This is a genomic window from Paenibacillus sp. S33 (assembly GCF_053615415.1).
The window spans coordinates 3,396,868-3,410,595 of sequence record NZ_JBSIEZ010000001.1 but is presented as its reverse complement, the minus strand read 5'-3'; the positions used below and the strand labels follow the sequence as shown (position 1 = coordinate 3,410,595).

The 13,728-nt window shown below is 45.8% G+C and carries 14 protein-coding genes; 12 read left to right on the top strand and 2 right to left on the bottom strand.

What is annotated here, in order from left to right; translation table 11 throughout:
• Window positions 1-184 precede the first annotated feature (184 nt).
• The 4 genes from ACWGXJ_RS15740 to ACWGXJ_RS15725 all read left to right on the top strand — a co-directional run bounded on the left by ACWGXJ_RS15740 (window position 185) and on the right by ACWGXJ_RS15725 (window position 2,964).
• Window positions 185-1,009 (top strand): hypothetical protein, encoded by an 825-nt coding sequence (locus ACWGXJ_RS15740; RefSeq protein ID WP_452567914.1) that lies wholly within the window; start codon window positions 185-187, stop codon window positions 1,007-1,009.
• A gap of 75 nt (window positions 1,010-1,084) precedes the next feature.
• A complete protein-coding gene (locus ACWGXJ_RS15735; RefSeq protein WP_013310916.1) occupies window positions 1,085-2,200 on the top strand; it encodes an aminopeptidase in 1,116 nt (371 codons plus the stop codon).
• 89 nt (window positions 2,201-2,289) lie between these two features.
• Entirely contained in the window at window positions 2,290-2,532 is a 243-nt protein-coding gene (locus ACWGXJ_RS15730) for an HPr family phosphocarrier protein (RefSeq protein ID WP_013310915.1), read from the top strand.
• 141 nt (window positions 2,533-2,673) lie between these two features.
• On the top strand, window positions 2,674-2,964 hold the full coding sequence (locus ACWGXJ_RS15725) for a YlaN family protein (protein WP_007431028.1): 291 nt from the start codon (window positions 2,674-2,676) through the stop codon (window positions 2,962-2,964).
• 141 nt (window positions 2,965-3,105) lie between these two features.
• On the opposite strand, the gene cax is transcribed toward ACWGXJ_RS15725, so the two are convergent.
• A complete protein-coding gene (cax, locus tag ACWGXJ_RS15720; protein WP_061829007.1) occupies window positions 3,106-4,176 on the bottom strand; it encodes a calcium/proton exchanger in 1,071 nt (356 codons plus the stop codon).
• Window positions 4,177-4,368: 192 nt separating this feature from the next.
• Between cax and ACWGXJ_RS15715 the strand changes: the two genes are divergently transcribed.
• Window positions 4,369-4,734 (top strand): Asp23/Gls24 family envelope stress response protein, encoded by a 366-nt coding sequence (locus tag ACWGXJ_RS15715; RefSeq protein ID WP_013310912.1) that lies wholly within the window; start codon window positions 4,369-4,371, stop codon window positions 4,732-4,734.
• Window positions 4,735-4,959: 225 nt separating this feature from the next.
• On the opposite strand, the gene ftsW is transcribed toward ACWGXJ_RS15715, so the two are convergent.
• Window positions 4,960-6,219, bottom strand: coding sequence for a putative lipid II flippase FtsW (gene ftsW / locus ACWGXJ_RS15710; protein WP_250261026.1), 1,260 nt, complete (start codon window positions 6,217-6,219; stop codon window positions 4,960-4,962).
• Window positions 6,220-6,468: 249 nt separating this feature from the next.
• Here ftsW and ACWGXJ_RS15705 point away from each other — a divergent pair, with 249 nt between their 5' ends.
• From ACWGXJ_RS15705 to ACWGXJ_RS15675, 7 genes are all read left to right on the top strand, one after another.
• Window positions 6,469-7,674 (top strand): M20 metallopeptidase family protein, encoded by a 1,206-nt coding sequence (locus tag ACWGXJ_RS15705; protein ID WP_452567120.1) that lies wholly within the window; start codon window positions 6,469-6,471, stop codon window positions 7,672-7,674.
• 84 nt (window positions 7,675-7,758) lie between these two features.
• Window positions 7,759-8,187 (top strand): CBS domain-containing protein, encoded by a 429-nt coding sequence (locus ACWGXJ_RS15700; protein WP_023989320.1) that lies wholly within the window; start codon window positions 7,759-7,761, stop codon window positions 8,185-8,187.
• A gap of 177 nt (window positions 8,188-8,364) precedes the next feature.
• Window positions 8,365-10,185 carry a DNA repair helicase XPB gene (locus ACWGXJ_RS15695; protein WP_452567119.1) on the top strand — a complete coding sequence of 607 codons (1,821 nt, stop codon included), beginning with the start codon at window positions 8,365-8,367 and terminating at the stop codon, window positions 10,183-10,185.
• Between the two features lie 6 nt (window positions 10,186-10,191).
• The gene (locus ACWGXJ_RS15690; RefSeq protein WP_452567118.1) at window positions 10,192-12,210 is read left to right on the top strand and encodes a helicase-associated domain-containing protein; all 2,019 of its coding nucleotides are present in this window, start codon (window positions 10,192-10,194) and stop codon (window positions 12,208-12,210) included.
• A gap of 108 nt (window positions 12,211-12,318) precedes the next feature.
• Window positions 12,319-12,759, top strand: a complete 441-nt coding sequence (locus tag ACWGXJ_RS15685) for a YlbF family regulator (protein ID WP_061829012.1) — start codon at window positions 12,319-12,321, stop codon at window positions 12,757-12,759.
• 39 nt (window positions 12,760-12,798) lie between these two features.
• The gene (locus ACWGXJ_RS15680) at window positions 12,799-13,059 is read left to right on the top strand and encodes a YlbG family protein (RefSeq protein WP_023989316.1); all 261 of its coding nucleotides are present in this window, start codon (window positions 12,799-12,801) and stop codon (window positions 13,057-13,059) included.
• A gap of 230 nt (window positions 13,060-13,289) precedes the next feature.
• On the top strand, window positions 13,290-13,727 hold the full coding sequence (locus ACWGXJ_RS15675) for a hypothetical protein (protein ID WP_023989315.1): 438 nt from the start codon (window positions 13,290-13,292) through the stop codon (window positions 13,725-13,727).
• Window position 13,728: the final 1 nt, after the last annotated feature.

The window sequence follows — 13,728 nt, the reverse complement described above, 5'->3', positions numbered from 1 at the left end:
TGCATAACCCATTGTAGACAGGTAATCCTAAACGTAGCTATATCGTGTGTATGATTGAATTATAGGGAAAACACGATAAAGTGAACCAGGTAGCATAACTGCCTTGAAGCAGGCTTATTGCTCATGAGTACAGTTATGTTCAGGATAGGACGGATGATGGATGTATTGGAGAAAGCAATGGGTGATGCAGGTTTGTGTGTTCCTTGTAATAGGTGTGTTAAGTGGTTGTGCACTGGATCGACAATATACTCCTGAGCAGATTTTTAAGAGAGCTGTTGCAGGAATGGCCGGCAAAGAGATGGTAACGTTTACTGGACGGACTGCAATTAGAGCTGACAGTGGTCTGCCGACGAATAAGCAGTTTGAATATCGCGGTAGGCTAAGAAATCACGATGAATTGACCATGCACTGGGGCTCTGCAGTGGCTTTTCGTAAGCAAGGTGGCTACGCAGCTCTGAAACAAGGTAAGTCCGAGCATGATGTTACACAAGAACGTTTTCTTCGTCAGAGTGGAAAATGGGTTGCGCTGACATCCGGTTATCCTCCTCTGGTTGGAAATGGTATGTTAAATCGCTTCAATCCGATTCAGGAGCTTGAGGAATTAAATACACTGAATAAGAGCATTCGTATGGAAACGGGAGCTGCCCGGGGAACTTGGGTGTTGAGGATTGAACCGGAATCAGCTTCGGCAAAGCGCTGGTTGAAAGATCGTTTAATAAAAGAAATGAATACTTTAAACCCTCAAATCGGGATATTAAAAACGCAGCATACAGGAACGAATCGAGAACTGCAAAAGAAGTTGAGCCAAATATGGGCACAAAGTTGTGAGGATATGAGCAACCAGCTGGAGCAATCCATTGTGCGTACTGTGTATCATCTGACCATAGATCGTCAAACAGGTTTACCCTTAAAGCTTTCATCGGAATGCAGGATTTCCCGACAAGGAGCGAATGAAGAGCTGCATCAAGAGGCTTTGATAACCAGAGTTACTTTTAAGGACTACAAGTAACGTGGCGGGCATGATACAATGAATTTTGAATTAACCATTGTTCAAAAAGAATGAAATAGAGAAGGAGAGAACTACATGAAAGATCCTAGAATACTTAAGCTGGCAGAAAATCTGGTCGGTTACTCTGTTGAAGTGCAGCCTGGAGAAAATGTATTGATCGAAATGATTGGTACAGAGCGCGACTTGCTTAACGCCATCATTCATGAAGTTGGTAAAAAAGGTGGAAATGTTTTTGTACAACTTACAGACCGTAAGGTACAGAGCGCCATGCTTCGTCACGCGACAAAGGAGATGCTGGAGACCTGGGCTGAGATTGACCTTAACCGGATGAAGCAAATGCACTGCTACATCGGAATACGTGCAGGTGAAAATGTAAATGATCTGTCAGATGTGCCGGAAGATAAAATGAAAATGTATAATTCCATTTATCAGCATGCGGTACATAGCGAACAACGGGTGAAACACACTAAATGGGTAGTGCTGCGTTATCCGAATGACAGCATGGCTCAATTGGCGAATATCAGCACAGAAGCGTTCGAAGATTTTTATTTCGATGTGTGTAATCTGGATTATGCAAAAATGGACAAAGCTCAAGATGCATTGGCAGACCTGATGAATCGGACGGACAAGGTACGGATCAGCGGACCGGGTACGGATTTGAATTTCTCTATTAAGCAAATCGGAGCTATCAAGTGTTCAGGTCAATGCAATATCCCGGATGGCGAAGTATACAGCGCGCCTGTACGTGATTCCGTAAACGGAACTATCAGCTACAATGCACAAACCTTGTATAATGGTATTACTTTTGAAAATGTTAAATTCCGTTTTGAAAATGGTAAGATTGTGGAAGCGACGAGTAACGATACGAAGCGGCTGAATGATATTCTCGATTCTGACGAGGGAGCACGTTATATTGGCGAGTTTGCCATCGGATTTAATCCGCACATTTTACATCCAATGAAGGATATTTTGTTTGACGAGAAAATCGCCGGCAGCTTGCATTTTACACCGGGTCAAGCTTATGAAACAGCGGATAACGGTAATCGTTCATCGATCCACTGGGATTTGGTGTTGATTCAGCGTCCAGAATATGGCGGTGGTGAAATTTATTTTGACGATGTTTTGATTCGTAAAGACGGCATCTTTGTTCTGCCTGAGCTGGAGCCATTAAACCCTGAGAATTTAAAATAACGATATCCGTTCTTGCTGAGAAAGCGATTTCAATGTATTATTATGGGTGAGTAACGATACATGACAATTCAGTAAAGCGAGGGATCTCTATGTCCAATAATAACGCGGCGGTTGTTGAAATTGCACAGACGGCGAGCAAGTTCACCTCTTCCATCGTCCTTCATTCCGAAAATAAGTATATTGATGTGAAAAGTATACTGGGCTTGTTTACGACCCTAGTCAGCAGCCATAGCTATGAACTACACGTTCATGGACCAGATGCGGAGGAAGCTAAGAAAGCGATCATCGAGGTATTCGAGAAGCACGGACTTCATATTTCAGTAGCCAGCTAACTTTATTCTTGAAGCAAAAGCATCCCTACCTGTAACTGTAGGGATGCTTTTTTTGTCAGGTTCTTGTATTAGCCTGCAATTTGGTCTAATATTAAGGATAGGACGTCTTGTGCGACATTGAGACATAGGGGGGAAGAATCCATGACTTCATCTGATTTGCAGGAACAATTGAATATCAAGGCTATTAATCTGCTTCAGGAAGATGCAGATAAAATAAAGAAGCTTATTGAAGTACAGATGGAGAATCTGGCAACCCGTTATTGCCCTCTCTATGAGGAAGTGCTGGATACTCAGATGTACGGATTTTCCAAGGAAGTGGATTTTGCGGTTCGCGCTGGACTTCTTCCAGAAATGGTAGGTAAACAGCTGGTCAGTGAGCTGGAACGCAATCTGGCTATTCTATATGAGGCCATGAATAATAAGGCCAATTAGGAAGACGGTTGAATTGATGAGAGCATGCGGAGTTTGAGAGCATGCTTTTTTTGATGCCTTTTTTTAAAAAAATGTTCCTTTAGGATGGCAAAAGCGCCTCGCCCTTCCACCATCCTAATGCACATTTTAAAACCTTAAAAGCTACACAAGGAAGAAGGATACACCTAACAATACATACACTACCAGTAGCATGAGTCCCTCATACCAGTTGGTTGAGCCGTCCTGGGTGATGGATTTGGCGATAAATACAGCGACAGCAATGGCGACCAGCTCAATAGTGGTGAAAACAATATTCATCGTGTTTCCCATAAAGTAACTGACAAAAATTAGCACAGGGGCAACAAATAGTGCAATTTGCAAACTGCTGCCGACAGCTATTTCGACCGATGCACCAATTTTGTTTTTCATCGCCAGTAAAATAGCAGCGCTATGTTCGGCTGCATTACCAATAATAGCGACGAGGAAGGCACCTACGAACAATTCGCTGAGCCCAAATTGGGTCGTAAACACCTCCAGTGTACCTACCAGCCATTCGCTAACAAAAGCGACCATGACGGTAGCGAGTACCAAATAGGCAATGGATTTGTTTCTGGACCACACAGGGGCATGCTCATGTGGCAATTCTTCATCTTTTTGTTCGGTCACGTCAGCTAAATAGTCCTTATGCGTAATCATAGAAAAAATAAGCCACGCAATATACGCGACAATGAGCGTGCCTGCGACAATCAGGCTGAGCGTATCTGATTCGCTATCCGTGATAACGTGTGTGTTCAGAAAGACAGCTGGAACGAACAAGGCAATAACAGCCACAATCATCAGAGAACCACTTAATCCAGCCAGCGATACATTGAAATTTTGCACTTTGTACTTCAAACCGCCAGCGAACAGACTTGCTCCGAGCACCAGCAGCAGATTACCGATGATGGAACCGGTAAGACTGGCCTTTACCATATCGTAAAGACCTTCTTTAACGAGAAAGAATGCGATGATCAGTTCGGCTGCGTTACCAAAGGTGGCATTTAAGAACCCACCTAGACGTTGGCCAGCATAATGCGCGACACTTTCGGTCGCCCTGCCGAGAAAACCGGCTACGAATACAACAGAAATTGCACAAATGACAAATTGGGCTATAGCGTTCCAATGGGTGTAATGAGCGACTGCGCTAAGAGCAAATGTCGCTATGAGCAAAGCGGGAGATAACCATTTTTTCAATGAAGAGCACCTCGATATCAATAGATGTGTACAAGTTTGGCGAAAGCTGTCACTTGTATGGATTTTCTAAATTAATATACCCAAAATGATATAGGTTGTAAACGAAAGTTGTTTTTCATACGTAGGGTTTGCATTTGGAGTGGCTGAGGCTTTACAATACAAATAAAGGATGGATGAAGGGGGACATAGGTCATGGCAGAGCAAATTCAACAACTGGAAGCAGGAAACATCAAGATTTCCAACGATGTCGTAGGTAAAATTGCCGGGATGGCCGCATTAGAGACACCGGGCATTGCTGCAATGTCAGGCGGTTTATCGGAAGGCTGGGCCAAAAGGCTGAGCGGTAAAAATGTACAAAAAGGCGTATCAGTGGAGGTTGGACAGCTGGAAGCTGCCATTGATCTACGTATTATCGTGCTCTACGAAACACCTATTCATGAGGTGTCCCGAATTCTTCAGCAAAATGTGCGAGAAGCCGTCGAAAGTATGACGGGTTTGCGGGTTGTGGAAGTGAACGTAAAAGTGGAAGGTGTCGCGTTCAAGGACGACGCAGTGTAAAAGAATCAGGAACTGACAAATTGACATTTTTAACCAATTGTATACATGTCGGGAAATTCCGTGGGATAACCCGAATAAAAACACGAAAACTGGTGGTTATAGAATCGCCAGTTTTCGTTTTGTGAATCAACAGTATAGCCATTTTTGCAGAGGGCTCTCGTATTTTATACATAACCAAAAGAACTTCCAAAGCCACCGTTGTAAGTGGACCTTGGAAGTTCTTTTTTAGCGAAAACGGTTGGTTCTACGAGTTTGAAAGCGATTGGGTACTTCATTACGGACAGCTACCCCTGTGGTGCGTTCTTGCACCGCTTGTTTGGTGTTCTCACGAGAAATACTGAGCATAATGCCCATGGAAAACATCATGACAAGTAGGGAGGAGCCACCAAAGCTGATAAATGGAAGCGTTACGCCAGTGATTGGAATCGTTTGGGTTACACCGCCGATATTAATGAAGGCCTGAATGGCGATCAAACCCATGATGCCGGTGCCTACCAACGTTCCGAACGGATCATGGCAACGAAGAGCAATGATCATGCCTCGCCAAATGAAATACAAATATAGCATCAGGAATATGGCTGTTCCGATAAATCCGAATTCTTCACCGATTACGGAAAAGATAAAATCATTAAATGAATTAGGAAGATAGTGAAGCTTGATAATACCTTTACCAAAGCCTGACCCGTTTAAGCCGCCTTCACCTATAGCTTGTAAGGACTGTACCAGATTGTATCCCGTTCCTTGTCTATATTTCTCGGGATTAAGAAAGGCTTGAAAGCGCCCGATTTTATAATCTTGCTGGGCAGCAGCTTGTCCCTCTGTGGTTCCAGAATCTCCTCCAAACAACGACCCAATACCAAACACGATGGAAGCACCTAGCACGAGCAGGACGATTGATGCTGTAATATGCTTGACACTGGCTCCCCCGGCATAAATAATCAGACCACTGGTGGCAACCAAAATGAAGCAGGAGCCTAAATCAGGTTGAAGCATGATGAGTCCTGCAACACAGCCTACAATGACTGTTACAGGTATGTAGCCAGTCCGCAGATCTCTAAAGCGATCACCTTTTTTGACGATGAGTGCGGATAAGTAAAGAATGATGGAAATTTTCGCAAGCTCCGTTGGCTGGAAGCCAACACTACCAAACCTGAGCCAGCTTTTTGCGCCGTTAAGTGAGCCTGTAAAAAGAACGATGATTAGTAGTAATATAGTTATGAAAAATAAAGGTACAAAAAGCTTTTTATATTTTTCCATCTTAATATTCATAGCTACCAACATAATAAAAAGTCCAAGTACAGCAAAAGCAGATTGGCGCTTCACAAAATATAAAGAGTCAAAATTGTATTCTTTATTCAGCAGAGCTACGCTGGAGCTGGAGCTAAATACCATAATTACACCGAATCCAACCAGTAACAAAGTGAGGATCAGCAATTGGAAATCCGGTGTGCCTCTTCTTCGAGTCTCCGGCTTCGTATTTCTCATATCAGCTTCCCCCGGTATTCGCCACAAGGTATATTCCTCGCAGACGGTTATCATTTTATCGTTTATCCATTTTATCATATTATGTTTGATGGGCTTCTGCAAGCTCCCTGGAGCAACAGATATCGCAACAATTCCATATCTGCTACAATAGGATAAAAATGAAGACTTGAGAGTAGCGGTGCATACGTGGTGACGCTGCATGATTAATCGGGAACTTGCCCGATGCTTTAAAAGGAGAGGTGGAGCAGAATGACACAACATGTGATAGACGAGACCTGGTTTGATCGTTTGCAAGAAAACATGGTGGAATGGCGTAGACATTTACATAAGAATCCCGAAATTTCCTTTCAAGAAAGCAAAACCGCAGCTTTTGTAGCGGATAAGTTGGAGAGTTGGGGAATCGAGATTCGCCGTCAGGTAGGGGGACACGGTGTTGTAGGCACCATTCGTGGTGCTAAACCTGGGCCTGTCGTCATGCTGCGCGCCGATATGGATGCTCTTCCTATTCAAGATGAAAAGGAATGTGAATATCGCTCCAGCGTGGACGGAGCCATGCATGCTTGCGGCCATGACGGACATACATCCGCGTTACTTGGAACGGCTTACTATTTTAGTCTGAACCGGGACGAGCTGCAAGGAGAAATTCGGTTGTTGTTCCAACCTGCGGAGGAATTGCTGCCTGGCGGAGCGGTCAGTGTGATAAAGGATGGTGTATTGGAAGGTGTGGATGTCATTTATGGCATCCATTTATGGACACCTTTTCCGGTCGGGACGGCCGCGAGTTGCGCAGGGCCGCTGATGGCGGCGGCAGACGATTTTTATATTGAAATCACAGGTAAGGGTGGGCATGGTGGCATGCCTCAGTCCACTAATGATAGTGTGGTGGCGGGTTCAGCTCTTGTTATGCAACTGCAAAGTATCGTAAGCCGTTCAGTCGACCCTTTGCGACCTGCCGTGCTGACGGTGGGAACCATCCAAGGGGGCTCTGCGCAAAATGTGATCGCAGAAACGTGTCGCTTGAGTGGGACGATTCGTACGTTTGATGAGGAGACACGAACGGTAATGAAGGAGCGACTGCATCAGGTGACAGAGCTTACAGCCGCAACATACGGTACAACAGCACAGGTTCGCTATATTATGGGATACCCACCAGTTGTCAATGACGCACATGAAGCACATCGTTTCTTTAATGAAGCAAAATCTGTTTTTGGCGAGGAGAATGTACAGGAAGCGTCGAAGCTGATGCCTGCTGAAGATTTTGCGTATTATTTGGAACGTGTGCCAGGTTGCTTCATGTTCGTAGGAGCGGGTAACCCAGTTAAAGGAGCAGTTTATCCACACCATCATCCGAAATTTGATTTTGATGAGGATGCTATGATTAACGCGGTTCGTTTGTTTATTGCGATGTCTACGGGATACGCTGCGGAACGAAAAGCAGGGGCAATTAAGGGCTAAAATGAGTTGAATTGGGAACGGTTCAATCTGGAGTATGAGCTGAATGAAATGGGGTACCCTACTCTTGAAAAGGAGGGAGTACCCATGAAAAAAGTTCAGGAAGTTATGACTAAAAAATGCGTAACGGTTACCCCGCAGGACAATATTTATGAAATTGCGGTCAAAATGAAGGACAATGATACTGGTTTTATTCCGGTTGTGGAAAGCGAAGGCAGTGATAAGTTGATCGGTGTAGTAACGGACCGTGATCTTGTCGTTCGCGGCTATGCTGCTAAAAATTCGGGTTCGGGTTCGGTCGATACAGTTATGACGACAGGTATTCGTACAGCTAGTGCGGACATGTCGGTGGACCAAGCAGCTGAGCTGATGGCAGAGCAGCAAATCCGTCGTTTGCCCGTGACGGAAGGAGACCGTCTGATCGGGATTGTCTCGATCGGGGATTTGGCTGTTCGTAATATTTTTGCAGACAACGCTGGAGAGGCGCTTAGTCATATTTCCGAGCAGGTCCACTAGAAGAATAATTAAGGTAGGCATTGGTTTGGGGAGGTCTTTACCCCGAGCTTCTAATCAGGAGTTCAACCCGAATATGGGTTGGGCTCCTTGCTGTTCTGGTTGATATGCGAATAAACGGATAAGCTATTTATTATATAACTTTAAAATGATGTATGGTTAGATTATCAGGAGGTAGTTATGAATCCAGAACATCCTTGTATTGTACAACGTGATTTTACCGTTCTGCTGGAAATGGGCTTGCCCGGTTCAGAATGGGCTCGTTCACAGTTGCAGATTTATGCGGAGCTGGTTAAAAGCCCGTCCGCTTTTCATACATATCACCTCACCCCACTGTCTTTGTGGAACGCAGCTGCCCTCGGATGGAGTGCTGAGGACATTCAAAATAGTTTGAACTCCATGTCCCGTTGGGATATTCCACGTGATTTGTTGAAGGATATTGAACAGCTCGTTTCTCGTTATGGGACGTTGACGCTTTCAAGGGAGGGTACGGAAGAAGAGCGAACTTATAGCACAGATACGATTGGCGCATACCGTGCTGAACATGAGCCAGACGGAGGTATAAAGACAGGGAAAGCCAACAGCTATACAATAGGTGATCGCTTGATCTTGGGAGCAGAGACCCCCGCTTTACTGGATGAGCTTCTGACCAAGCAAGAGCTAAAACAGCTTGGTTTACTTCGCGTTGATGAGGTAAGCGCATCGGTCCCGCCCGAAAATCGCGGCTTGCTCAAGCAGGAATTAACGCGCTTGGGATATCCCGTTGTGGATACGGCAGGCTATCTTGAAGGGAATCAGCTTAGTTTTACCTTGGGAAAGGGACAAACGAAGTTGCAGCTTCGTGATTATCAAGTAAAGGCCGCTGATGCGTTTGAAGGAGCGGACGGCTTAGGGGGTAGTGGTGTACTGGTGCTTCCATGCGGAGCCGGAAAAACAGTGATAGGTATGGCGGTAATGAATCGGTTTCAGTGCGAGGTGCTTATTCTAACATCTAATACTACATCTGTACGGCAATGGGTAGAAGAGTTAAAGCAAAAGACGGATATTCCTGCCGATTCCATCGGAGAGTATAGTGGTCAGAAAAAAGAGGTGCGTCCGATTACGGTGGCAACTTACCAGATTTTGACACACCGTCGCACCAGAGATGGAGAGTTTGAGCATATGAAACTGCTAAGTGAGCGGAAGTGGGGACTCATTATATATGATGAGGTTCATTTGCTACCCGCGCCAGTATTCCGGGCGACGGCTGACATTCAGGCTACCCGTCGTTTGGGGTTAACGGCCACGCTGGTTCGAGAGGATGGTTGTGAACGGGACGTGTTCTCTTTAATTGGACCCAAACGATACGATATGCCGTGGAAGGAGCTGGAGCGACAGGGCTGGATCGCTCAGGTCGATTGTGTGGAGCTACGGCTTCCAATGACAGCTGAACTCTTGGAGCGCAGTATGCGTGCGGAGGGCAGACAGCAGTACCGAATTGCAGCCGAAAATCCGGTCAAACTGGAGGCGGTGCGTAGCCTGATTCAGCAGCACAGCGGTTTGCCCACGCTTATTATTGGTCAATATTTGGACCAATTGCGTATATTGGCTCAGGAGCTGGGCGTCCCACTGATTACGGGTTCAATGAGCCAGACCGAGCGGGTGCGTTGGTTCGATGCGTTCCGCAAGGGTACAATTCGGACCCTATTGGTGTCCAAGGTTGCAAACTTTGCGGTGGATTTGCCAGATGCGGCAGTAGCCATAGAGGTATCGGGTAGCTTTGGCTCTCGCCAGGAAGAAGCACAGCGACTGGGCCGTATTTTGCGACCAAAGTCGGGCGAGAATAAAGCTTATTTTTATGCGCTAGTGACGGAGAATAGCAAGGAGACGGATTTTGCGGCTCGTCGTCAGCTGTTTCTGATCGAGCAAGGCTATGAATATGCGGTTCGCAGATTTAGTGTGACAGAGGCTAACGGAGGCCGGAATGCTAAGCCTGATCTTGGGAAGAAAAAGGAGGCCTAATCAAGAATGGGCGTAACGAACACGCAAGACAGCTGGAATGAGCTTTCATCGGATGAGCTACTGGTGCTTAGACGATGCTTTATCTGGTACACGGGACAGCCCATGAAGGAAGAAGAACCTATACAGCTTACCCGGGGAGTGTTAAGCGGGGTCGAAACGAAACTGGCACTGCGTGGATTACGTTCCCGGGGCTGGCTGGAGGCTGTTACCAAATCGTGGGGCGAACGAATTTTATATATTCCGGTTCATCGGCTACCGGATCTGTACGATATGTTGTTAGAGCAAAATCCAATGAACATGATGCATTCGGATCATCCGATAACGGTACATGAATCAATGACAGGCCTGGAGTCGGAATTGCTGCATGCGTTGTCACGTATTGCGGTACAAGGTGTCCCTTTGACGGCCAAAGGAACCATACATAAGCGATCATTGCAAAAATTGAATGAACTGACCCCCTTTCGCCCAGATGACCTGATGGGTCTTGGGTTGAATTATGCACATGCAGAGTTGTATCCAGTGCAAACGGTGGTAATGTTGGATTTGCTACTCAGTTTGGGGCTGTTAGTGAAAGAAACTGTGTCTTTTCGCATTCAGGAAACGGAACTGGCGACTTGGATTCGTTTGTCTGCTTGGCAAATGCGCAAGCATATTTTTGCTACACTCATGGAAAGATACGGCAAGGCCGAAGCGTCTATGCAGCATTTTCGCTATATGCTGTGTGCCGTCTCCCAGTATGTAGGAACAGAAGGGTGGATATCTATCAAGTTTCTGCTGCAATGGATGCTTCAGGTAGGCCTAATCCAGCATGAGAGTACGAGCAGAGCTGATTCCAAGAATGGTGCCCTTTTAGACCTTGTTCCTATAATCTCAAATCCGGAAGGGTTTGCGGGAGAAACGGGTTCTGATTTTAATTTCAATGAACCTTTCATGGAGGAATTGAAGGGTTGGCTGAAGGCTCTGACTGCTTTTGGAATGGGTGATTGGGGCCAGACTGTAACGGGCGAACTGTGTTTTCGCTGGAATGTATCTGTAATAGAAATGCTTCGTCCCAATAATTACGAGGATACACATCAAGAGCAAGGTACTTTTTATGTACAACCTGATTTTGAAATATTGGTTCCACCAGATGTGGCATATGATGTGCGCTGGCGACTGGAATGCTGCTGTGAACGTGTGACAGGAGATCGTATGGTAGTATACCGGCTCACCAGAGAAAGTGTTACAGAGGCAATCGAGTTAGGGATGGAAGCCAAAGCAATTCCTGCTCTTCTGGATAAATACAGCCGAACAGGTGTGCCTGATCATGTACGTATGACGGTAGAACAGTGGGCAGGTGATGTCGGACGGACCGCTTTTGCAACGGTAACACTTTTGCGATGTGGCACACAGGAGGATGCAGACATAGTTGCACGCCATCCCGCGCTGGAAGGATTACTGGAACGGCTGGGCGATAGGGACTTTATTATTCCGGCAAGCTCTGCTGTCAAAATACGAAAAACGCTTGCTGCAATTGGATTAGGCCCACGTCGTGAACCGGAAGGTGTGGACGAGCCAACTCATCATTATCCATTGATTTCGGAAACAGAGAATTCAGGCAGTCCCAACAGTGAAATGGAGTCCGACCCGATTCAGGCCCGTCCTATCTTTTCCCAAGAGGGAAGAGCAGGTTTGGTTTATACAGGGCGCACGCTGCATTTTTACGAACAAGAGCACATGTTGCCTGATCCGTCTGACTATTTTCCAGAAAGATCTACAGTCCCCTCCTCATGGACAAAAGAATGGAGGAGTTACCATACTTCCACTGCCCGGCAGTTGATCGAGCAAGCGATCCGTTGGCAGGCCGCTGTGGGATTGCGAATCGGTGGGAAAGAGGTTAAATGGATACCGGAGGCGGTGGTTCCCGGTGCGCCATGGAGTGTCACAGGCTGGTATGCCTCAGGAATGGATGACGAAACACCTTCTCAAGCGAGCTTACAGCCAAGTGAATGGTCAGACATGCGGCTGCTGGTTCCTTTTACATAGTAGAGCCAGGAAGTGCATGAAACTCCTTCTTCTCAAAAGAAGGATGTGGTATGATAAATGAGTCTACTTTTACTGGGTAGAACTTTATATAAAGTGAGATGAACATTCATGAGCGTAGCCGAATTGAATACGGTCAATATGGCAGAAGTGCTTATTAACGCCTATGAATTGGGCGATATGGTCAACCGATCCTTTGAGGTATCGGATTATTTATATTGGAAACAGCGTGTGGAATTGAATCCGTCTATTCAGGCGTGTGTACGCAAGCTGGATGCCAAAAAGGAGCTATTCGCGGAAACGGAGCGTTTTGGGCATTTTCATCCGAACTATCATGAAGCGAAGGATGCAGTGCAGGTCGTTGAGCTGGAACTGGAACAATTCGTGGAGGTTAAGGAGTTCAAACGAGCCGAAAAGGCGCTGGATGATATGCTTCATGCCATGTCTGAAACGATTGCATATTCCGTGTCCGAGACCATTAAGGTGCCGAGCAATGATCCGAATGTGAAAAAGGGCGGATGTGGCAGCGGAGGGAAATGCTCCTGTGGATAGGTCATAGGAATGATACCGAGTGGAGGGGAGATGAAGCGAATGTTTGCCGAGCGGACAGGGTACATCATTTGGGTAAGCGATATCAAGGCTGCCCGCAATCTGGAGAAATACGGAAATGTCCACTTTATTTCAAAGCGTATGCATTATGTAGTTATATATATGAATGCGGATCGGGCAGAAGACACCGTTAAAAATATTCGCAGACTTTCCTATGTGCGTAAGGTCGAGCGTTCTTTTCGAAATGAGATTAGGACGGAGTACAACGACGATAAGGAAAAGATGAAAGAATATGAAATATAAGTTTCTAATATCTATAAATTGTAAAATATTCTTAAAAGGTCAGCCTACGGGCTGGCTTTTTTTTGTAAAGTCAGGACTTTTGCATAATGGTCTTAATGCTGTTAGACCTAAAAAATCTTTAAAAACCGCCCATAAACTTCAATTTTGTAACTTGTAGTCCCGGGTCTGTTGAGGTAACATATGAATATATTGGTAGATATAAAGACCTATCTGGTGGGGAGAGTGATCCCGTGCGTGACAAAGCAATGCAGCGATGGAGTACATACGAACCGTTCTACGTGGAGATGGGCGATAAAAAAGTCGCCGATATCGTGATTACAAATCATGCGAAAACTCGCTACTTAGATCGGATAGAGCAGAAACAGTCCGAGACGAATCATATCGCCGCCTGGCTTTGGGAATGCCTGAAGCAAAACAGGATGGAGTCCTACTATCATAACGAAGAGGATGTATATTTAATTGATGGTGATCTGGTCGTCGTGGCCGAATTTGGAGAGTTGCCCGGCGAGATGGATATTGCGGGGAATCCGCTTCACAAGATGATTGTCATTACCTTTTTGGGTCGAATGTCGGAGACCATTGAATTAAGGGATTTGAAGTCATACTATTCATGGCTACGCCATTCGCGACGCATGACACTGATGAAAAGCACTCGTAAGCAAAAATAGA